The organism is Arthrobacter zhaoxinii, assembly GCF_025244925.1.
Classification (GTDB): Bacteria; Actinomycetota; Actinomycetes; order Actinomycetales; family Micrococcaceae; genus Arthrobacter_B; species Arthrobacter_B zhaoxinii.
Genome location: NZ_CP104275.1, coordinates 850,402 through 871,191, shown reverse-complemented (window position 1 = coordinate 871,191; position 20,790 = coordinate 850,402). Strand labels below are relative to the sequence as shown.

Genomic DNA, 20,790 nt, shown 5'->3' with positions numbered 1-20,790 from the left:
ATCAAGATCGGATGTTCCGTACGACGATAATAAGCACACTTAGTTACGAATGTGTAGCGTGTTACGATCATAAGTGCCCTTGCTATTAGCTCCTGCCCGTGGTTTTCTTCTTGCACCGATTCAGAAGCGCCGCGGAACCCGTTCCCTGCCGGATGTCCGGTTCGAAATGCACCGCTGGCCCACAACCCACAGGAGCATCACCTTGGCGGCAAACCTCATAGCACGTTCTGTCCATGACCTCACGGCCGCGGCCTGGTTCGGTGGTTCCCTGATGGGTGCCGTTGGCCTGAACGGCGCGGCCGCAGCGGCTAAGGATCCGACCGAGCGGACGCGGTTGTCCGCCCTCGGCTGGAAGAAATGGGCCCCCGTACAGGCCGGGGCAATCGGCCTGCACTTCCTGGCCGGGCTTGCACTGGTCGGCGACAACAAGACACGGGTGTCCCAGCAGGAGGGAGTCGGCCCCCTCACCGTCTACAAGACAGCGGTCACCGTGCTTGCTGCCGTGGTTACGCTCTATTCCGGCATCCTGGGCGGCAAGGTCGGGGCGATGGCAGAGCAGGGCAGCCAGGGGGCCACGGAGCCCCATGAAGGCGCCTCCAAGGAACTGAAGTCCGCCCAGCGCCAGCTGAAAATCCTGCAGTGGAGCATCCCGGCCCTTTCCGGTGCCGTGATTGTGATGGGTGCCCAGCACGGTGAAATGCAACGCCCGGCCAATGTCCTCAAGGGACTGAAAAAGAAGTAACGGGCCATGGGTGCAGAAGTCACGAGCCGGACTTTCAGCCGCGCGCAGCGTACGGCCTACCGGCAGCGCCTGCTGGAAAACCTCGATCACTTCGCTCATTTCCTGTCCACCGCGCAGTTTGCGGACACGGCCAGCATCGGCCTGGAACTTGAGCTGAACCTGACCAACCGGGACTTCTCCCCTGCCCTGCGCAACACGGCTGTCCTCGAGCGGATCGCCGATCCGGCCTTCCAGACCGAGATCGGTGCCTTCAACATTGAAATGAACCACCCCGCAATGTCGGTGGGCCAGTTCGGGCTGAAGGAACTCGAGGACAGCCTGCGGATGCAGCTGAACAGAGCGGACGAGCGGGCGGCACAGGAAGCTGCGGACATCATGATGGTGGGAATCCTCCCCACCCTGACCCCCCGCTTCATGGACGGCTGGGACTGGCTCAGCAGCGGCCAGCGCTATGCCGCCCTGAATACTTCCGTCCTCCAGGCCCGGGGAGAGGACGTCCTCCTCGATCTGTCTGGACCGGAGCCCCTGTCCTTCTACGCCCAGAACATCGCGCCGGAGGCCGCGTGCACGTCGGTCCAGCTGCATCTGGAAGTCTCACCCGATCAGTTCGCGCCTGCCTGGAACGCTGCGCAGATGATCGCCGCACCGCAGGTGGCCCTCGCTGCCAATTCACCCATTTTCATGGAGCATGTGCTCTGGCACGAGACCCGGATCGAACTCTTCAAGCAGGCCATTGACACCCGCCCGCCGGAAATGCGCAATCAGGGCGTGCGCCCGCGCGTCTGGTTCGGGGAACGCTGGATCACCTCGATCTTTGATCTCTTCGAGGAGAACGTACGCTACTTTCCCGCACTGCTTCCGGAACTTTCGGGCAACGGCTCGGAAACCACCCCGTTCGGCGCTCCGCTGCTGCCTGAGCTGCGCCTCCACAACGGCACGGTCTACCGCTGGAACCGTCCCATCTATGACCCGGGCAGCGGCGGGACACCCAACCTGCGACTGGAGAACCGGGTCCTGCCGGCCGGCCCGTCCGTCCTGGACGTGGTCGCCAACGCAGCGTTCTACTACGGTCTCGTGGAGTACCTCCGCACCTCCGACCGCCCCCTGTGGAGCCGCATTGCCTTCAAGACAGCATCGGACAACTTCCTCAACTGCGCCCGCCACGGACTGGAAGCTTCCGTCTACTGGCCGGGCATCGGCGAGATCCCGGTGGCGGAACTGATCCTGCGCCACCTCATTCCGCAGGCTGCGGAAGGGCTCAGGGAATTGAAGGTGGATTCGTCCCTGATTGACCGCTATCTGGGTGTCGTGGCGGAGCGTGCGCGCACCGAGCAGAACGGGGCTGCCTGGCAGATCTCCACACTGCGCCGGCTGGAAGCCTCCGGACTGCAGCGTCCGGCGGCCCTGGGTGAGCTCTCACGGCTCTATTGGGAGAACATGCACACCAATGCGGCCGTGCATTCCTGGCCCCTCGGCTGACGGGGCAAAAACCGTCGCGGAGGAGTAAAAACCTCAGCTGTGGCCTAGCACTCAAAACCGGCGAGTGCTAGCGTGAAATGCATCGTTGAGTCGAGACGACTCAACCTTTATCGACCCTTTTCCAACAACGGTATTCCAATCGCCGGTGCCCCGCCGGGCGCCGGCGCAAGAGGAGTTGATGACAATGGCGATGAAGTTTGATCCATTCCGAGAGCTCGACCGGGTTGCCGGTGCCCTGCTGGATCCCCGGCAGCGGCTGCGCCTGATGCCGATCGACCTGTACCGGGAAGGCGACCACTACATCCTTAACGCGGATCTGCCGGGCATCGACCCGGGCTCGGTGGATGTGGACGTTGACGGCCAGCTGCTGACGATCCGGGCCGAGCGGACCATCCACACGACCGAGGGCGCAACCTGGCTGACCCGCGAACGGGAAAGCGGAAGTTTCCTGCGGCAGCTGAACCTCGGCCAGGGCATTGATATTGAGTCCATTTCCGCCAAGTACGAGAACGGTGTGCTGAGCGTGTTCATCCCGGTGAGCGAACGCTCGAAGCCGCGCAAGATCGAGGTTGCCGCTGCTTACAAGGACGGCTCCACCATCTCCGGCCAGTCGACGTCGGAGCCTGCCTCCGTCTCCTCCTCGAGCAGCGGCAGCTCGGGTTCGTCGGGCTCATCGGGTTCGCCTGGCTCATCGGGTTCCGGGGTTTCAAGTTCATCCGGATCGGGTTCGTCCGGCGGGTCCGGCGGGCCCTCCTCTTCCGGCGACAAGGGAGCGGGCATCTAGCACTCCCCCTCACACTGGAACCACTGCGGGCCCCGGACGCTATCGTCCGGGGCCCGCAGTGGTTCCAGGGACGGGCGTCACCGGGAGAACCTGCTCTCAGGAGGAGGGCCTGCGCTGCCAGATGGCCGCCATCAAAGCGCCCGAGACGTTGTGCCAGATCGAAAAGACCGCTGCTGGCAGGGCCGCTTCCGGGGCAAAGTACTGCTTGGCCAGTCCCGCTGCCAGTCCGGAGTTCTGCATACCTACCTCAATCGCCATCGTCCGCCGTGAGGCTATCGGCTGGCGGAACAGCTTCGCGGCACCGTAGCCCAGCCCCAAGCCGAGACCGTTGTGCAGCACCACTGCCAGCAGGATCAGCCAGCCGGCGGTGAAGATGGCCTCGGCGCTTCCCGACACCACGGCAATGACCACGAACGTGATGGCCACAACCGAGATCCAGGGCAGGACCGGCAGGACCCGGTCCACCAGCCGCGGCACCAGGGAGCGGATAACCAGCCCCAGGACCACCGGAATGAGAACGATCTGCACAATGGACCAGGCCATGGACCCGGCGTCGACTGCCATGTACCGGCCGGCCAGCCACAGGGCGAGCAGCGGGGTCAGCAGGGGCGCCAGGAGCGTGGAAACCGACGTCATCGCGACCGAGAGGGCCACGTTGCCGCGCGCCAGGTAGGTGACTACGTTCGACGCCGTGCCCCCGGGCGCGCAGCCGACCAGGATCACGCCGGCTGCGAGTTCAGGGCTCAGCTGAAGCGCCCAGGCAATCCCGAAGCCCAGCAGCGGCATGATCATGTACTGCGCCACGACCCCCAGCAGGACGGGCAGCGGCTGCCGGATCACCAACGCGAAGTCCGGCAGGGTCAGGGTGAGGCCCATACCGAACATGATGAGCATGAGGCCGGGGTTGATGTATCCGGACAGGCCGGTGAAGGGCTGCGGGAAGAACAGGGCCACCGCTCCCCCGGCGACAATCAGCAGCGGAAATACGGTCACCGCTATGCGGGCGCTTCGCTCTTCGGCCGTCTTCGCGGCGGGCTGCGCTTTGGTGGAGTTCGACATCCCCACATGGTGGCACCGCGGGTCCGGCTGCGCTAGTTGTTACGCGTGTGCTTAATAAGGTGGAAAACGACGACGGCGCGCCGCCCCGGGAAGGGGCGGCGCGCCGTCGTCGTGCGTGCAGTAAAGCTTAGGCTGCAACCTCGGCGCCCAGACGGGCCTTGAGGTTCTCGTCCAGTGCGGCGAGGAACTCTTCCGTGGTCAGGTAGGCCTGGTCCGGGCCGACCAGCAGTGCCAGGTCCTTGGTCATCTTGCCGGATTCGACCGTCTTGATGACAACGTCTTCAAGGGTCTCGGCGAAGTTAATGACCTCGGGGGTGTTGTCCAGCTTGCCGCGGTGCATCAGGCCGCGGGTCCACGCGAAGATCGAAGCGATCGGGTTCGTGGAGGTGGGCTTGCCCTGCTGGTGCTGGCGGTAGTGCCGCGTGACCGTGCCGTGGGCTGCTTCGGCCTCGACGGTCTGGCCGTCCGGGGTCATCAGCACGGAGGTCATCAGGCCGAGCGAGCCGAAGCCCTGGGCCACCGTGTCGGACTGGACGTCGCCGTCGTAGTTCTTGCAGGCCCAGACGTAGCCGCCTTCCCACTTCATCGCGGAGGCAACCATGTCATCGATCAGGCGGTGCTCGTAGGTGAGGCCGGCTGCTTCGAACTGGTCCTTGAACTCGGCGTCGAAGACTTCCTGGAACAGGTCCTTGAACTGGCCGTCGTAGGCCTTCAGGATCGTGTTCTTGGTGGAGAGGTACACCGGGTAGTTGCGCTGCAGGCCGTAGGCGAAGGAAGCGCGCGCGAAGTCCTTGATGGAATCGTTGAAGTTGTACATACCCATGGCGACGCCGCCATCTTCGTTGTACGTAACAACCTGCTGCTTGATTTCTTCGCTGCCGTCGGCCGGCGTGTAGGTCAGCGTCAGGGTACCGGCACCGGGAACCTTGAAGTTCGTGGCCTTGTACTGGTCGCCGTGGGCGTGGCGGCCGATGATGATCGGCTTGTTCCAGCCCGGGACCAGGCGCGGGATGTTGGAGATGATGATCGGCTCGCGGAAGACCACGCCGCCCAGGATGTTGCGGATGGTTCCGTTGGGCGAAACCCACATCTTCTTCAGGCCGAATTCCTCGACGCGTGCTTCGTCGGGGGTGATCGTGGCGCACTTGACGCCTACGCCGTGTTCCTTGATGGCGTTGGCGGCGTCGATGGTGACCTGGTCATCGGTCGCATCGCGGTTCTGGATGGAGAGGTCGTAGTACTTCAGGTCGACGTCCAGGTACGGGTTGATCAGGCGATCCTTGATGAACTGCCAGATGATGCGCGTCATCTCGTCGCCGTCGAGCTCTACTACAGAGCCCACAACCTTAATTTTCTCAGCCACACGATCTCCTTGTGTGTTGGTGGGACCGGAGCATGTCTGGTGGCATGACGGAACCCGTCTTTTTGGCTTTTATTTGTGTCCAACTATGCCACAGCCCACTATCCGCGCCCTAAACAGCAGGGGCGGCGCATTACCTGCGCCGCCCCTGGTCCGGGCCCTGTTTTAGTGGAAGAAGTGGCGGGCTCCGGTGAAGTACATGGTGATTCCGGCGGCGACTGCCGCCTCGATCACTTCGTTGTCCCGGATGGATCCGCCGGGCTGGACGACGGCGCGGACGCCGGCGTCGATGAGGATCTGCAGGCCGTCCGCGAACGGGAAGAAGGCGTCGGAGGCTGCCACCGAGCCGCGGGCCCGCTCCCCGCCGTCGCCCTCGCCTTCGCCGCCGAGGGTGTTGGCACGTTCGACGGCGAGCCGGCAGGAATCCACCCGGTTCACCTGTCCCATCCCCACACCCACGGAGGCGCCGTCCTTCGCGAGCAGGATCGCGTTGGACTTAGCCGCGCGCACGGCGGACCAGGCGAAGGCCAGGTCGGCCAGCGTCGCGTCGTCGGCGGCTTCCCCGGCTGCGAGGGTCCAGTTTGCCGGGTCATCGCCCTCGGCCTGCAGCCGGTCCGCCTTCTGGAGCAGTACACCGCCGGACACCTGCCGGAACTCTGCTTCGCTGCGTCCGTAGCCGTCCGGCAGCGTCAGCAGGCGGATGTTCTTCTTCGCCGAGAGGATCTCCACCGCCTCCGGCTCGAAGTCGGGGGCGATCACCACTTCGGTGAAGATGTCCTTCACGGTCCGGGCCATGCCCGCGGTCACCGTGCGGTTGGCGGCAATAACCCCGCCGAACGCCGAGACCGGATCACAGGCGTGGGCCTTGGCATGCGCGTCGGCGATCGGGTCTGCGGCACCGGGCGACGCCACGGCGATGCCGCACGGATTGGCGTGCTTGACGACGGCGACGGCGGGTTCGGTGAAATCGAAGGCGGCGCGCAGGGCGGCGTCCGCGTCCACGTAGTTGTTGTAGGACATGGCCTTGCCGTGGAGCTGATCGGCCTGGGCGACGCCGGGGCGGGCATTCTTGTCCACATACAGGGCGGCGTCCTGGTGCGGGTTTTCGCCGTAGCGCAGCACCTCTGCACGTTCCAGGGCGAGCCCGGTGTACGCCGGCCACTTCGTGCCTTCTTCGGTGCCGTCGCCGAACTGCTCCGCGGTCCAGGTAGCAACGGCGGTGTCATAGGCGGCGGTGTGGGCGAACGCTTCGGCTGCCAATCGGCGTCGTTCCGCCAGGTTGAACCCGCCTTCGGCCGCCGCGGTGACGACGTCGGAGTACTTGCTGGGATCCACCACCACTGCCACGGAGGGGTGGTTCTTCGCGGCGGCGCGGACCATGGACGGGCCGCCGATGTCGATCTGCTCCACCACGTCGTCCTGCCCTGCACCGGACCGGACGGTCTCCACGAAGGGATACAGGTTCACCACCACGAGGTCGAAGGGTTCAATCTCCATGTCCTCCAGCTGGGCAATGTGGTCTTCGCGGCGGCGGTCGGCGAGGATTCCGGCATGGATGCGGGGGTGCAGCGTCTTGACGCGTCCATCCAGGCATTCGGAGAAACCGGTCACTTCCGAAACCTCGGTGACGGCAATGCCCGCCGCGGCAATCTGCTTGGCGGTGGAGCCGGTGGAGACGATGCTGACCCCGGCGGAGGCGAGGCCCTGCGCGAGTTCCGTCAGACCCGTCTTGTTGTAGACCGAGATCAGGGCCCGGCGGATAGGAACACGGTCGAGGACGGGATTGGTCACAGCTGACACTCCATGTAGTCGATGATCGGCGCGCAGGCCGTGCGGCCCATGAGCAGTTTATGCCTTCACCTTCCGCCGGTTCTGTGGGCGCGGTAACAAGGTGTCTCAGGACCGTTACTGCGCGCTTCCGCCGTCGAGTCTGCACGAATTACCATTCCAGTCATCGAGTCTGCACGAATTACCGTTCCAGCAGTCGAGTCCGCACGAATTGCCGTTTTTCGGGCAAAAAGTGGTCAATGTTGCGGAATCGATTCTCAGGTTGGCCGTCCGGGCTGCCAGCCTCGGGCCAAAAGGGCCGTCCGGACCTTCTCCTCCGTTGCGGGTGCGTTCTCCGGGCGGAGATGCTGTTTGGTGAAGCGCAGCACCACCCAGCCCAGCTGGCGCAGACGGTCATCCCGTTCGATGTCGCGGTGCCACTGGGCCGGATCCAGCAGATGGTGCTCACCCTCGTATTCCAGGGCAATCCGCAGCCGGCGGTACTGCAGGTCCGGGCGGGAGATTACCCTGCCGTCCGGTCCGGTGATCCACTGGTTTACTTCCGGCTCCGGCAAAGCGGCATGGTGGATCAGGAGCCGGAGGTGTGATTCCGGTGCGGAGTCCACCCCTGCCCTCAGCAATCCCAAGGCCGCAACGGCGGTGGCCCTTCCCCGAATGCCTGTCCGTCTCTCGACTACTTCCTGTATTTCCGCTGACTGGCACAAGGGGTCCGGCCATGGCAGGGAACCGCCGCGGGGCGGCGCATCCTGACGACGGAGAAGCGAATCCCCCACAGCAACAAGGTCGTCACACGACAGAACGCAAGCCAGGTCCGTCCAGGTAAAAACGGGTGAAGTCACCAGCAAGCCGTTCGAACGGACCACATCCCCCTGCTGCAGAGCGGCATTGTGTCCGACCACGCCCCTCCGCCGCGGCTGGCTTAGCCGCAGCGGGCGGGTCAGGTGCAGTGGTGCTGTATCAAGGTGAAGCGGCAACCACATTCCCCCGAGAAGGGCGGCGGTAACGTGGCTGGCCACGGTGTGCCCTGCTTCCGGCGCCAGGGCCCGCAACTGGTCCGCCAGGGAGCATTCCCGTCCGCGCACTATTCGCAGACCATACCCGGCGGCAGCGAATTCCTTCCGGCGCAGCCGCGAGGGCGGCAGGCCGAGGGCCCGGCCCTCCGCAACGGAGAAGACGGCGCCGGGCAACGGCGGGGCAGGCGGATCAGCCATGGCCTCATTTTCCTGGACACCAAACCCGATCTGCCCGCTATCCACAGGTCAGCACGTCAAGCAGGTATCGTTTCCCCGGACCCACGCACCTCCCCTCTGAAAGGCCACGAACCAGATGTCCGTTACCAACGCCCTGCCCACCGGAGACCAGGTGGTCCAGAACCTGCCCTGGCGGTGGAAGGTCCAGGGCAAAATCTTCCTCATCGGCGGGCTCGGCTTTATGTTCGACGCCTGGGACGTGACCCTGAACGGTGTCCTGATTCCGCTGCTGTCCAAGGAATGGGACCTGGCTCCGGCTCAGGCCGCCTGGATTGGAACGGCCAACCTCCTCGGCATGGCGATCGGCGCCTTTGTCTGGGGTTCCATTGCCGACGCGATCGGCCGGAAACGGGCTTTTTCAGCCACCCTTCTGGTGTTCTCAATCTTCACGGTGCTGGGCGCCTTCTCCCCTGACATTGTCTGGTTCTGCATCTTCCGCTTTATGGCCGGCTTCGGGCTGGGCGGCTGCGTTCCCGTGGACTACGCCCTGGTGGGTGAGTTCACGCCCAAAAAGCAGCGCGGCCGGGTACTGACCGGAATGGACGGCTGGTGGCCGGTGGGCGCTGCACTGTGCGGTGTCACGTCAGCGATCATTATCGGCACTTTCGGGGACTGGCGGTACACCATGCTGGTCATGGTGATCCCCGCCTTCCTGGTCTTCTGGGTGCGGCGGTCGGTCCCGGAGTCGCCGCTGTACCTGGTCCGCAAGGGCCGCACCGCGGAAGCCTCCGCCGTCATCGATGACCTGGTCCGGCGAACCGGCGGAACGCAGACCGAGTGGCAGCTCCCCGAACCGCAGGCGCCCGAGAAGCTGTCCCTCGGCACCATGGGCAGCCAGCTGGCTGACCTCTGGCGGTTCAGCACCAAAACGACCATCGCGGCCTGGTCCCTGTTCGTGAGCATCCTGTTGGTCTATTACCTGGCCCTGCAGTGGATGCCGAAAATCCTCGTGGACGCAGGATTCGCCGAGCACCGGGCGTTCCTGACCACGTCGGGGATGGCCGCCGTCGGCCTGCTGGGTGTTATTGCGGCTGCGCTGCTGGTGGAAAAAGTCGGCCGGAAGTGGATCCTGGCGATCACCGGTCCCCTGTCCGCCGCCATCCTGGTAGTGGTGGCCCTGGTCGTGGATGTTCCCCTGGCGGCGACGATCTGGCTGCTGGTGTACGGGTTTGTGGTGCAGGTGGCCATCCCGGTGCTCTACGCCTACGTCTCGGAGCTCTACCCCACCCACCTGCGCGGCAGCGGTTTCGGCTGGGCATCCACCGTTTCCCGGATCGGCGCCGGCTTCGGTCCGCTGATCTTCGTGTCGGTGCTGTGGCCGTACCTCGGGCTGCCGCTGTCCTTCGCGCTGGCGGGGGTCCTGGTTCTTGCGGCCGTCCTGTGGATGGCTAAGTTTGCCCCCGAGACCAAGGGCGCAGCCCTGGACTAGCGGCGGTTACAGCGCGGGCAGGCCGTCGCGGCTGATCCGGTCCAGCGTTTCTATCAGCAGCCGGCGTTCCTGGACCTTGATGCGTTCGTGCAGGGTTTCCTCGGTGTCGCCGTCGAGCACTTCGACGGCGGCCTGGGCCAGGATCGGCCCGGTGTCGACGCCGGCGTCGGCCAGGTGGACCGTGCAGCCGGTGACCTTCACCCCGTAGGCAAGCGCGTCGCGTACGCCGTGGGCTCCGGGGAAGGACGGCAGCAGGGCCGGGTGGGTGTTCAGGTAGCGTCCCTCGAACCTATTGATGAAGTGCTCGTCCACAATCCGCATGAAGCCGGAGGAAAGCACCAGGTCCGGTTCGTAGGAAGCCACCTTCTCCGTGAGGTCCCGGTTCCAGTCCGCCCGCACCGGATAGTCGCGGAAGGGAACCACGAAGGTCGGGTAACCGGCGTCGGCGGCGCGCTGGACCCCGCCCGTTCCCGGACGGTCGGAACCAACGGCGGCAATCTCGACGTTAAGCCGTCCGTCCCGGACGGCGTCCAGCACTGCCTGAAGGTTGGACCCGGTACCGGACACGAGGACTACGATGCGCATGCGTCCACCATAGGCGGCCGCGTCCCCTACGCTTAAACCCATGAATGACGACGGCGCCCAGCACCAGACCTCCACCCTTTCCGCTCCCGAGAACCGCCCCGCACCCACGGAGCAGCAGAAACGCAGCACGGTGCAGTACGTGCGGGTGTTCTGGCTCCTGCTGGCGGCCACGCTGCTGAGCAGCGGCCTGGTCCTGCCGTGGAAGCTTCTGCCGCTCGCACTGGGGATCGCCGCCCTGGTGATCGGCGTCGTCGCCCTGGTCAAGGTGGCCAGGCGGGGGATGGGTCCGCTGATGCCGGTCCTGATTTCCCTGGGCCTGGTCATTACCGCGCTCACCACCCTGGGGCTAACCGGAATGGTCCTGCTCTGGGATGAAACCATGACCTACGAATCCTGCATGCGGTCCGCACTCACTCTGGACGGCGTGGATGCCTGCGAGGCGGAATACCTGCCGTTCCAGCAGGTCCGCTAAACGTCCAGCTTGGGTTCGCGCTCAAGCCACGGGCCCACGGCGTAACCGATGACGACGCCGACCCCGACTTCCGCGGCCACCCACAGCCCCAGCCACAGCGGGTCCGGGCCGAGGCCCACAAAGCGGCCGATGCCCAGGGATCCCCGGGCCAGGCAGGCGGTGCCGGCCGCCAGCAGCCCGGACACCAGGCCGACGATCGCTCCGAGGATCAGCGTCGATACGGGGGCGGTAAACCAGCGGGCACGGATCTTGATGGAGAGCCACTCGTCAAAGTGGTTTTCCCCTTCCCGGAGGAACCACCAGCCGGCCAGGATCCCGGCCATCACCGGGATCAGCAGCGCCACATAGCCGTATTCCATGGTTCCGACGGGAAGCGCGGCCAGGACCGGAACCGCGGGCAACGGGCCGACAGTGGTTTCCAGCGGGCTGATGATGCTGCCGGTCCCCAGGGAGAACCCGGCGCCTGAGGCCCAGCCCAGGGTCCAGACCATGAAGTTGGGCATCAGCCCCAGTTCCACCACGGTGAGCACCGCGCCGCCAACTGCACCGGCGTCGAGCCGTTCGTAGACGGAGGTTATCTCGGCCCAGTTCAATGCCAGCGCCGCCACCAGCAGCAGGGCGGAGAGGCCCAGCGCAGCGACGGTGCCCACGGCACCGGCCCGCAGCGCGGCCCACATGTAGGAGCCGGCCCAGCGGGAATGCTGGCTGGTACGGGCAATCCAGTCGGTCAGGTCCATGCCGATCAGCCGCACCCAGGACCCTGCCTCGATCCTGGCGCCCACAATGAGACCGGCGCCGGCGGCGATCAGGGGCACCAGCGCCCCGGCCGCCACGGAGATCCGCACTGCATCGGTGCTGCAGAAGTACGCTGCAGCGGCCCCGATCAGTGCATATGTGCCGAGAGCACCCAGCAGCGCCTGCCAGAGCTGATCGGTGTAGGAGGCCCGGGCGAGCCTGCGGCCGGCCCGCCAGGACAGGAAGAAAGGAATCAGCGTCAGTCCGAGCGGCAGGAAGGACAGCAGCCCGGTAGCGGCGGCCTCGCCCAGTTCGCCTGCAGGGAACGTCAGGGACAGCGGCACCCCGTGGATCAGCAGCCAGGCCTGGCCGCCGAGGCGGGCCAGGGAGACGAAATCCAGACTGGTGAAACCGTTGGCAAACCACACGCCCACGAGCGGCAGCAGGACCAGCAATGCCGAAAGCACAGCTGCCTGCCCCAGTTCGAAGGTTCCCTGCAGCCAGAGCGGCATGGGCGGCACACCCGGCTTCTTCGGCCGCAATAAAATTTTCATCGCTTCTATCGTGCCATCCTGCTCCGCGCAGCCCGTTGAGGCGCCGGCGTGAGTCGGGTAACTTCCGCCTGCTAGAGGTCCACCAGGCCCTTGACCAGCGCCGTGGCTGCACCGATAAACGCAATAACAATGACCGCCAGCCGGGCCTGGTCGTCGCGGATGAAGCGCTGCAGTTTCTCGCCGGCGTAGATGCCGCCCACGATCATGAGCCCGATCAGCGCCCATGCCCAGGGCTGGAACGGCGGCATTTGTCCGGGGTCCAGCAGCAGCTTGGATGTCAGGGTGACGGTGGCGATGGTAACGAAGAACGGCTGCAGGGTGGCGGCGAACGGCCGCTGCGGCCACCGGGAAAGCAACGCGTACGCGCTGACGGCCGGGCCCCCGACGCCGGCCATCGCATTGGTGATCCCGGAGGCGAAGCCGGCCACTGCCTTGGACACATTGCCGGTAAGCACTATCGAAGTCCGCTGCAGGAGCAGCGAGATGGTCAGCGCCACGAGGACGACGGCGCCCACCGTCACGGCGAGCGGGGCCGAAGGCAGGAAGACCGCTGCCGCCGACGCCGGAACGCTGGCAATGACCGCAGGGACGGCAAGCCACCGATACATGGACCAGTCCACATCCCGCCAGACGCGGGACATAATCAGCAGCGAAGAAACCAGCCCGCAGATGTTCACCATCAGCACTCCCCCGTGGGAGCCCAGGATGATGACAAGGAACGGGGAAATCAGGAGCGCGAAGCCCAGGCCGGCGATCCGCTGGGCGATCGCGCCGATGAAGATGGCGACGAGCACCACGATGAGGAGTCCGGTAGTCACTCGAACACATTACGCTGAACGAATGGTTTCTCCTGTCACAGCCCTGGCCACCGCCGATTGGCGCCGTAACGTGTTTGCCCTTTACGAGCAGGCGAGGCGATCCGCCGAGGGATTCCCGGCGTCGCACTCCCATGCGTTGTGGGCCACCGGGCGGGACCGGCTCTTCGGTACCCACCCGGCGTCGCCCCTTCCCGAGGACGTGCGCCGCCGCTTCCGCGGGCTGCGGACTGCCCGTTACGATCCTGCGTTCCGGTTTGAGGCAGTGATTGACGACGACGGCGCGGGGCAGAAGATGGAGGTCGCCACCGGCACGGACGGCGTGGTTCCGTTCACCCGGCTCGGCACGGTCCGTGCCGACGGCGTAGGCAGCCTCGCGGTCTGGCAGCTGGACTCCTACGGCGGCGGAATCTTCATTCCCGTCCGGGACGCCACCTCCGGCGTCGACGGCGGCAGTTACGGCGGCGGCCGGTACCTGCTGGACACGATCAAGGGTGCGGACCTCGGCCAGGGTTCCCTGCCCGGCAGCCTGGTGCTGGATTTCAACTTCCTCTACAACCCGTCCTGTGCCTATGACGAGTCCTGGGCGTGCCCGCTGCCTGGCCCGGACAACATAGTGGATACCGCCCTGCAGGTAGGCGAGCTGTACGAACGGTACTGATTTTCGGTACGCCCCGCACCGACGCCCGCCGGGCATTTCCTGCCGGCGTCGGTGCCTATGCTGGAAGGGTGCAAGCTACGATCTCCCCCGCAGCACTTGAAGATGTCCCCGGGCTCGCAGAGCTGGCCGCTGTCACCTTCCCGCTGGCCTGCCCGCCGGAAGTTACCCCGGAGGACAGCGCTGCGTTTGTTGCGGCGCATCTTTCCGCCGAGCGTTTCCGCGGCTACCTCTCCGACGAATCCAGGCGGGTGCTGGTGGCCAGGCAGGACGGCCGACTGATCGGATACTGCCTGCTGGTGTTGGCCCCGCCGTCGGATCCTGACGTGCTGGAGGCACTGGAATCGGGCCGGGTTCTGCAACCCTCTGCTGAGCTGAACAAGTTCTACCTTCACCCGGAGGCACATGGGAGCGGCCTGGCAGCGCAGCTGATCGAAGCTGCTGCGGGGGCTGCCGAGTCCGCCGGTGCGCGGTCCCTGTGGCTGGGCGTGAACAATCGGAATGTGCGGGCCCAGTCCTTTTACCGCAAGTCCGGATTCCAGACTTCCGGACGCCGGTCCTTCCAGGTGGGAGCCAACATCTTCCGGGACCTGATCATGGTCCGGCGGCTCGGCGCCGTCCGGCAGTGACAGACTAGGCCCGTGCAGACCTTCCTTCCGTATCCGAGTTTCGCCCGCAGCGCCGCCGTCCTGGACCAGGCGCGGCTCGGTAAGCAGCGGGTGGAAACCCTGCAGCTGCTGCGCGGGCTGGTGGTGCCCGACTACGGCTGGCAGCGCCACCCCGCCCTGCTGATGTGGAAGGGCTTCGTGCCGGCTCTCACCGCCTACGGGCTGGCGATGACGGACGAGTGGATCGCCCGCGGGCATGCCGATACCGTCCGGGAACAGATCCTGGAGTTCGCGCCGGAGGCTGCGGACGCCGACGTCGACCTTCCGCCCTGGATCGGAGGCGAGGACCTGCACCGCAGCCACCGCTCAAACCTGATTGAAAAGTCTCCGGAGGTTTACGGCCCCCTGTTTCCGGATACCGACGGCGGCCTTCCCTACGTCTGGCCCTCCCCTGCCGACGTTCCCGATCCGGTGGATCCGGCTCCCGACCAGGCCCTGTGGGTGGCGCGGGCCGTTCCCGACGGCGATGCTGCCGCGATTGTGCTGCCGATGCTTTCCGTGAAGGGTACGCCGATCACCGGTAAGAAGGGCCGGCAGCTGGTTCGGTTACTGGAGGACGTGGACGACGGGGACCAGGTGGCGGTTCTTTCCCCTGCCGACCGCACCCGGTTGCTGCTGGGTCGTGCCGGTCCCGTGGAACTCACGAACGATACGGCGGTGCGGCAGGTAAAGCTGACGGGCGAAATCCCCCGCTCTGCATTCGCGTATCCGGCGGTGCTGCAGGATCCCCGGACACTGTTTGCGGTGCCGCGGCCTGACGCGGTTTAACAGCTGTGATTTGTTGGGTCGATCATGCAGATGCCGGGTGTTTGCATGGTCGCGATGTTGGCGGCAGCCCAGTGGTCTTCGATCCATACTGCTTCGAAAAGCTGCACCATACTTGAAACGGGTTCGTACTCGCCCTGCAGGCCTTCGGGACCGTAGAACTCCATCTTCTCTTGCCGGAAATGGACCAGTGCCTGATACCGCCCCTCCGGGGTCAATACATAGTCCGAGTGGGTCTCTGCGACGTCTAGCCTCGATTTAGCCATCCAGTCATCGTTCCTAAACCCCGCTTCAACCTCTTTAACGTAGTTGGAACATGTTTCACAATCAGGAGTACTGATCACCTGAACGAGGCTAACCACACCGGTCTCGTAACCATAGTTCGCAGCCTCGTACCAGTACTGCGCGAACGCCTCCAGACCCTCCTTGGACGCGACCTTGGCTTCCTCTGGCAGCAACGGAATGCGAACATACTCAGCCGGCCCCTTTTCTGACGCCGGCTTGTATCTAGGGGTGGGCCGGGGTGTTGGCGAAGCGGAAGACACTTCCGGCGTTGGCGTTGGTGAAGCACTGCCCGGCTCCCCGGCAGTGCTGGAGCAGCCTACGAGTCCTGCCCCGAGCAGCATTAGCGAGGCAATGCTCGCCGGAAATTTGTGCCTGCCTAGCATCCAACACCTCCGGGGTTGACCAAGCAGTTGTCGGCGACGCTGCGGGTTTCCGCCCGCCACACACGCAGAGTCTGAGGTTCGGAGGACACCGCTGCGCGTCCGTCAATGGGAATCATCGGTCCGCCGTTCACCGAGTACGTTCCGGAGAAGTGGACCGTCGCTCCCACCAGATAGTCCCCACTGACCGAGTATTGGTGACTGGTTTGGGTCTGCTCACCCCAGCGGTCCTGATGCAGGGGTCCTCCCGGAACACCAGTGGGACCGTAGACGGAGCCGTCGCCGTAGTTCACTTCGTATTCGGTGGGGGTGGCAATTATCCTGATCGTCTGGTCCAGAAGAACCATTTCGAAGACCTGCTCAGCAGCCTCAACGTAGACGTTGGTTTCCATCCCGACCAGGGTGTGCGGGCTGGGCTGGAGGGTGAGTTTCCCGGCAGCGATCGGGCGTTCCTGGAACGCAGTCAGGATCTGCTCCTGGATCCGCTCCCCGACGTCCACCGGCTCTTCCGAGTAAATGCACGAGGGTGTTTCCTCGACCTTTTCCCACAATGCACGGTCCCGAATCTTCAGGCCCCTGAACCAGAAGACCAACCGCCCGTTTTCCCCGGCCGTACAAGCAGCTTGGTTTGCGGCCAGACACTCCACGTTTCCAGCCAGGTGGTCGAAACAGACCGGCTCGAAACGAAACCCGAAGGGATCATCTGGGATGCCAACTGGCATCTGGGTCCACATTCCACTGCTTGGATCCTCCTGGTAGACCTCTCCCCGTACATCGCCATTTCCGATGATGTCTCCACTTGTGGTGGCGGCAGCACCTCCCGCGACGCAGAGCACTAGAAGACTGGCGGTCAGGCCGATTAAGGAATGGCGAACAGTTCCATAGATACTCATAGAAGAGTCAACCAGCCTTGAGCGTCGCTATGTTGGCTGCTGTCCATTGCTGACCTGACCAGGTGGCCTCGAAGAGTTGAGCCGATGGCATGGGTCGACTCTCGTCAGTGCGTATGTGGCCTGCAGTAGCGTAGTACTCCATGTCATCCTGCCGCAGCTGAACGACCGCTTGGTACCTGTTTTCGGGGGTGAGGAGAAGCTCCGAGTAGGCGTCTTGGACGTCAATTTGAGACTTCGCCATCCAAGCTCCATCAGCAAACCCAGCCTTGACCACCCCGTAGTAGTTCAAGCAAGTTGTGCAATCCGGGCTGCTCACCGCCTGAACCAGCCCAACGTCTCCGGTTTCGTATCCGTAGTTTGCCGCTTCATACCAGTACCGGGCGAACGCCTCGAGTCCTTCCTTCGACTGCACCTTCGCTTCCTCCGGCATCACCGGCAGCGGGACATTCTCCGCCGGGCCCTCAGCCGACGCCGGCTTGTACTTGGCGCTCGGCGTGGGAGTCGGCGTCGGCGTGGGAGTGGGCGACGCCGTCGTCGAGGACGTCTGCCCCGGGGCCGACTCCCCTCCCCCGGGATCCCCGGACGCCCCCGAACACGCCGTCAGGAAGAGCAACGGCACCGCGGTGACAGCAGCCAGGAGTTTCAACCGCACCGAATCACGGGGAACGGAACTTCTACGCATTCGAAAACCCCCAAGGTTGGGTAGGCCGCGAAACACAGGATTCGGCAGCCGGTTCGGCCATAGTAGTCAGGCCGGTGCAGAGCCTAGCGACTTATCCACAGGGCACCAGAGTGGTTGTAACCATCAGGTTGCTTATCAATTTGGTGACACCCTTTCCCGCAGCTATGCTCAAGGCGTGGTCCAGCAGCTGTCCGCATAGTCCTACTTGCGCGGAGCCTGCTGTGAATCCCCCCATCACCCTTGAAGCCACCCTCGCCGCGCCGGACGCGGCACCGAGACTCGCGGTACCGAAACTCCCCGAGCTTCCCCACAACCTCGGCGATCTCTCCACCAGTGACCTGCAGGATCTGGTTGCCTCAGCCGCCGAAGACCTTGCCGGCGTCCAGGACGGGGCAACCAGGGAACGGTACCTGACCGTCCTGGCGGCACTGGAAGGACGTCCCAACACCAGCCGGGGCCGGGAACGGGCGCTGAAACCCCAAAAGGTAACGCCGGAGAACACCACTACCTACAACAACCACCTGCACGGCAGGTACGAACTCTTCGTCGACGGGACTCTGGTGGCCCACCTGAAGTATGAAATGCACGGTGCCGAACTCTGGGCCCTGCGAGTCAGCGTGGACCCGGATTACCGGCGGAAGAAGGTCCACGCCCTGTTGATTGAAGCCGTGCTCGCGGATGCGCTGCGCCGCCGTCTTCCGGTGCTGCCGTTCTGTCCGCAGACCCGTGCCTACCTCGCCGGGAAACCGGAGTACCAGAGACTCATTCCACGTGAACACTGGTCCCGTTTCGCTGTCCGGACCCCACGGCGGGACCGACGACGGCGCGCGGCTCCCGCCTCGGGCACCCGCGGGCAGCAAGCCAGAGCAGAAACACTCCGTTAGTCCGCGTTGCGCAGGGACGTCAACATCTCCTTGATGTCGCTGTATTCCTGCGTCTCCCTGTACCGTTCGGCACCGTCGAGATAGGCATCCGTGTCCTGCGCATCCGCGGAACCGTCCCCGTACTCCCCCGCAAACCGTCCCCCGCTCGACTCGGTCAGCGTAAAGAAATCGAACAGTCCGCACTCGCCTTGGCCTTCCTGACCGCCGCTCACCACGGCGTAGGTTGCCTGGGCATCGCGTGGCCCGGACGGCGCCAGGGAGTGGTAGACAAAACGCTGGTCGGTCCCCTGCATCGAGTCCAGCTCAGGCATCGGGACGCTCTCGTACTCCACGTAGGATGCCGGAGAGGCGGGCTCGGTGCAGCTCAGGCCAGTGATGATGCCCGTGTCCAGCCGGGCCAGTGTCCGGCCACCGCCATCGAGAACCTGCAGGGACACCCCGCCCGCGGGATCATTGGCTTGTGCCGGCAGCTCCGCGATCTTCCACTCCGGCGGGTGCTCGAAGCGCAGGCTGCCATCCGCCGTCGTATAGCTGGACCACTGTGGCGCGGACGACGTCGGGTCCTCCTGCGGCGGCGCAGCACAGGATGAGATACTGGTGAGGAGCAATGCTGCCGCGAGCAGGCCAGTGTTACGGGCGGTTATGTTACGAGCCATGGCTTGATGGGCGGTGCTGCCACGGGCGGTGTTACGGTATCCCACATCTACTCCCGGAATGTCCGTGTCCGAAGACAATGCTACTGGCGGCCCGCAGTTGAGCACATAGCGTTCGGAGCATCCCCGGCGCATCTTGAAGGACCCGCCGGACGCCCGGCAGCAGTTCCCGTGCAGCGCAGCACTCATCAGCGCCCGCATTGTGGGCGCCCACCCGCCCTAGGAGGTTCCCATTACCGATACAGCCGCCGAACACGATGTCTACTTCGGATCCCCGGAACCCGATCTCGAGCCGGAGATCCTGCAGGCCGCTTCCCCCGCGGCGCTCCACCGGGTGGAGCAGCGGCCGAATGTCGCCCTTGTCAGGGGCCGCCTGACCCTCATGGACACCGGGCTGACACCGCACGAGGCCATGGTGGAGGACCTCCTGTTTGTCCGCCGGGTCCTGGACGACGCCGGCGTGACCTACCTTCTGGTCCGCGGCAACGACCAGCGTCCGGTCATCGCCGTCGACCTCCGTAACCGCGGGCAGCTGCGGAAGGCGATGGTCGAGGCCTGCCGCGACGAGCCCTTCTATGCCCGCACCGTGGATACCAAAAAGAGCCGGACCCTGTTGATCGCTGACGGCAGCCTCTCCTCCAGCGAAAAGGCACGGATCATCCGTGTCTACCGGCCCCGCGCCTTCACCGGAACCAACCTGCTGATATCCGCGGCTGCCGGAGTGCAGATTGAACTCTGGGACCTGGAGGGGGAGAACATCACCCTGCCGGTCGAAAACTCCCTGACCCGCCGCACCCTCCCGGCAAGCGAGGCGGTCCGCGGCACCGTGGAAAAGCACGGGCTTCTCTGGCCGACCATTGAGAACATGTTCGCGGACCACGCCACGGACATCCGGTTCGACATCGATCTGGTGTTCTCCTGGGTGGACGGCAGTTCCCCCGAGTTCCAGGCCGCCCGCGCCGCCCGGATGAGCGGCGCCGTGGTGGGCGAAGGCGACGACCACGAGGCCCGGTTCCGGCAGATCAATGAACTGAAATACGCCCTCCGCTCGGTGCACATGTTCGCGCCCTGGATCCGCCGCATCTTCATTGCCTCGGATTCCCCGCGGCCTGAGTGGCTGGCCGAGCATCCGTCCGTGACCTTCGTGCCGGCCTCCGCGCACTTCAAGGACCCCTCCGTGCTGCCGACGCATAACTCGCAGGCGGTCGAAGCCCAGCTGCAGCACATCCCGGGACTGGCGGAGCACTTCCTCTACTCCAATGACGACATGTTCTTCGGCCGCCCGGTGGCCCCGGACATGTTCTTCTCCCCCGGCGGCATCACCAAGTTCATTGAAGCCAGCACCCGGATTGGCCTGGGTGCCAACGACCCGGAGCGCAGCGGCTTCGAGAATGCTGCGAGAGTGAACCGGCGGCTGCTCTGGGAACGCTTCGGCCGGGTCACCACCCGCCATCTGGAACACACCGCAGCGCCCCTGCGCCGCAGTGTCCTGTTGGAAATGGAGGAGGAATTCCCCGAGGAGTTCGCCGCCACGGCCGCCAGCACCTTCCGGGCCAAGGACAACATCTCCGTGACCAACTCGCTCTACCACTACTACGCGCTGCTCACCGGGCGGGCGGTCACCCAGGAAACGGCAAAGGTGAAGTACGTGGACACCACCAGCTACTCCGGCCTGAAGGCGATGGACCGGTTGCTGGCCAAACGCCATAAGGACATGTTCTGCCTCAATGACGGAAGCTTCCCCGAAGTCCCCGCGGCGGAACGGGCCGAACGGGTGACAGATTTCCTCGAAAAGTACTTCCCGGTCCGGGCTCCCTGGGAAAAGTAGGGGTTAAACAACGACGGCGCGGACCGCACCGAAGTGCGGTCC

Annotated in this window: 21 protein-coding genes and 1 pseudogene; 11 read left to right on the top strand and 11 right to left on the bottom strand. The window is 64.9% G+C overall.

Going from position 1 to position 20,790, the window contains the following annotated elements:
* The first annotated feature begins 202 nt into the window (after positions 1-202).
* The 3 genes and pseudogenes from N2K95_RS04090 to N2K95_RS04080 form a co-directional block, all read left to right on the top strand.
* Positions 203-742, top strand: coding sequence for an ABC transporter permease family protein (locus N2K95_RS04090; protein ID WP_255793184.1), 540 nt, complete (start codon positions 203-205; stop codon positions 740-742).
* 6 nt (positions 743-748) lie between these two features.
* Positions 749-2,221, top strand: coding sequence for a glutamate--cysteine ligase (locus tag N2K95_RS04085; RefSeq protein WP_260653043.1), 1,473 nt, complete (start codon positions 749-751; stop codon positions 2,219-2,221).
* 184 nt (positions 2,222-2,405) lie between these two features.
* Positions 2,406-2,834, top strand: a pseudogene (locus N2K95_RS04080) (Hsp20/alpha crystallin family protein); the annotation flags it as partial.
* A 267-nt stretch (positions 2,835-3,101) separates the two neighbouring features.
* On the opposite strand, the gene N2K95_RS04075 reads toward N2K95_RS04080, so the two are convergent.
* The 4 genes from N2K95_RS04075 to N2K95_RS04060 form a co-directional block, all read right to left on the bottom strand.
* The gene (locus N2K95_RS04075; protein ID WP_260653042.1) at positions 3,102-4,064 is read right to left on the bottom strand and encodes a bile acid:sodium symporter family protein; all 963 of its coding nucleotides are present in this window, start codon (positions 4,062-4,064) and stop codon (positions 3,102-3,104) included.
* 127 nt (positions 4,065-4,191) lie between these two features.
* Positions 4,192-5,373, bottom strand: coding sequence for an NADP-dependent isocitrate dehydrogenase (locus N2K95_RS04070; protein WP_229952801.1), 1,182 nt, complete (start codon positions 5,371-5,373; stop codon positions 4,192-4,194).
* Positions 5,374-5,589: 216 nt separating this feature from the next.
* Entirely contained in the window at positions 5,590-7,215 is a 1,626-nt protein-coding gene (gene purH / locus N2K95_RS04065; RefSeq protein WP_260653041.1) for a bifunctional phosphoribosylaminoimidazolecarboxamide formyltransferase/IMP cyclohydrolase, read from the bottom strand.
* 254 nt (positions 7,216-7,469) lie between these two features.
* Positions 7,470-7,817, bottom strand: a complete 348-nt coding sequence (locus tag N2K95_RS04060) for an endonuclease domain-containing protein (RefSeq protein WP_260653040.1) — start codon at positions 7,815-7,817, stop codon at positions 7,470-7,472.
* A gap of 721 nt (positions 7,818-8,538) precedes the next feature.
* On the opposite strand from N2K95_RS04060, the gene N2K95_RS04055 reads away from it, so the two are divergent.
* Positions 8,539-9,891: an MFS transporter gene (locus N2K95_RS04055; RefSeq protein WP_260653039.1), complete on the top strand. Its 1,353-nt coding sequence runs from the start codon at positions 8,539-8,541 to the stop codon at positions 9,889-9,891.
* Between the two features lie 6 nt (positions 9,892-9,897).
* Here N2K95_RS04055 and purN read toward each other — a convergent pair whose 3' ends face one another.
* Entirely contained in the window at positions 9,898-10,476 is a 579-nt protein-coding gene (purN, locus tag N2K95_RS04050) for a phosphoribosylglycinamide formyltransferase (protein ID WP_260653038.1), read from the bottom strand.
* Positions 10,477-10,516: 40 nt separating this feature from the next.
* Here purN and N2K95_RS04045 point away from each other — a divergent pair, with 40 nt between their 5' ends.
* Complete coding sequence (locus N2K95_RS04045) at positions 10,517-10,948, top strand: hypothetical protein (RefSeq protein WP_260653037.1); 432 nt, start codon at positions 10,517-10,519, stop codon at positions 10,946-10,948.
* On the opposite strand, the gene N2K95_RS04040 is transcribed toward N2K95_RS04045, so the two are convergent.
* Both N2K95_RS04040 and N2K95_RS04035 read right to left on the bottom strand, forming a co-directional pair.
* Positions 10,945-12,237 (bottom strand): cell division protein PerM, encoded by a 1,293-nt coding sequence (locus N2K95_RS04040; protein WP_260653036.1) that lies wholly within the window; start codon positions 12,235-12,237, stop codon positions 10,945-10,947. The two genes, N2K95_RS04045 and N2K95_RS04040, sit on opposite strands and share 4 nt — an antisense overlap.
* Before the next feature lie 71 nt (positions 12,238-12,308).
* Positions 12,309-13,055 (bottom strand): sulfite exporter TauE/SafE family protein, encoded by a 747-nt coding sequence (locus N2K95_RS04035; protein ID WP_260653035.1) that lies wholly within the window; start codon positions 13,053-13,055, stop codon positions 12,309-12,311.
* Between the two features lie 22 nt (positions 13,056-13,077).
* On the opposite strand from N2K95_RS04035, the gene N2K95_RS04030 reads away from it, so the two are divergent.
* The 3 genes from N2K95_RS04030 to N2K95_RS04020 all read left to right on the top strand — a co-directional run bounded on the left by N2K95_RS04030 (position 13,078) and on the right by N2K95_RS04020 (position 15,146).
* Positions 13,078-13,713: a DUF1684 domain-containing protein gene (locus tag N2K95_RS04030; protein ID WP_260653034.1), complete on the top strand. Its 636-nt coding sequence runs from the start codon at positions 13,078-13,080 to the stop codon at positions 13,711-13,713.
* 68 nt (positions 13,714-13,781) lie between these two features.
* Positions 13,782-14,339 carry a GNAT family N-acetyltransferase gene (locus N2K95_RS04025; protein WP_260653033.1) on the top strand — a complete coding sequence of 186 codons (558 nt, stop codon included), beginning with the start codon at positions 13,782-13,784 and terminating at the stop codon, positions 14,337-14,339.
* 12 nt (positions 14,340-14,351) lie between these two features.
* Entirely contained in the window at positions 14,352-15,146 is a 795-nt protein-coding gene (locus N2K95_RS04020; RefSeq protein WP_260653032.1) for an MSMEG_6728 family protein, read from the top strand.
* Here the strand turns inward: N2K95_RS04020 and N2K95_RS04015 are convergent.
* The gene (locus tag N2K95_RS04015; RefSeq protein WP_260653031.1) at positions 15,143-15,688 is read right to left on the bottom strand and encodes a DUF6318 family protein; all 546 of its coding nucleotides are present in this window, start codon (positions 15,686-15,688) and stop codon (positions 15,143-15,145) included. The genes N2K95_RS04020 and N2K95_RS04015 overlap by 4 nt on opposite strands.
* Positions 15,689-15,804: 116 nt before the next feature.
* Positions 15,805-16,359, bottom strand: coding sequence for a hypothetical protein (locus N2K95_RS04010; protein ID WP_260653030.1), 555 nt, complete (start codon positions 16,357-16,359; stop codon positions 15,805-15,807).
* A 108-nt stretch (positions 16,360-16,467) separates the two neighbouring features.
* Between N2K95_RS04010 and N2K95_RS04005 the strand changes: the two genes are divergently transcribed.
* Positions 16,468-16,647, top strand: a complete 180-nt coding sequence (locus N2K95_RS04005; RefSeq protein ID WP_260653029.1) for a hypothetical protein — start codon at positions 16,468-16,470, stop codon at positions 16,645-16,647.
* A 61-nt stretch (positions 16,648-16,708) separates the two neighbouring features.
* Here N2K95_RS04005 and N2K95_RS04000 read toward each other — a convergent pair whose 3' ends face one another.
* Positions 16,709-17,383, bottom strand: a complete 675-nt coding sequence (locus N2K95_RS04000; protein WP_260653028.1) for a DUF6318 family protein — start codon at positions 17,381-17,383, stop codon at positions 16,709-16,711.
* A gap of 221 nt (positions 17,384-17,604) precedes the next feature.
* Here N2K95_RS04000 and N2K95_RS03995 point away from each other — a divergent pair, with 221 nt between their 5' ends.
* Positions 17,605-18,267, top strand: coding sequence for a GNAT family N-acetyltransferase (locus N2K95_RS03995; protein WP_260653027.1), 663 nt, complete (start codon positions 17,605-17,607; stop codon positions 18,265-18,267).
* Here N2K95_RS03995 and N2K95_RS03990 read toward each other — a convergent pair.
* A complete protein-coding gene (locus N2K95_RS03990) occupies positions 18,264-18,923 on the bottom strand; it encodes a hypothetical protein (RefSeq protein WP_260653026.1) in 660 nt (219 codons plus the stop codon). The two genes, N2K95_RS03995 and N2K95_RS03990, sit on opposite strands and share 4 nt — an antisense overlap.
* A gap of 229 nt (positions 18,924-19,152) precedes the next feature.
* On the opposite strand from N2K95_RS03990, the gene N2K95_RS03985 reads away from it, so the two are divergent.
* A complete protein-coding gene (locus tag N2K95_RS03985) occupies positions 19,153-20,748 on the top strand; it encodes a stealth family protein (RefSeq protein ID WP_407080137.1) in 1,596 nt (531 codons plus the stop codon).
* Positions 20,749-20,790: the final 42 nt, after the last annotated feature.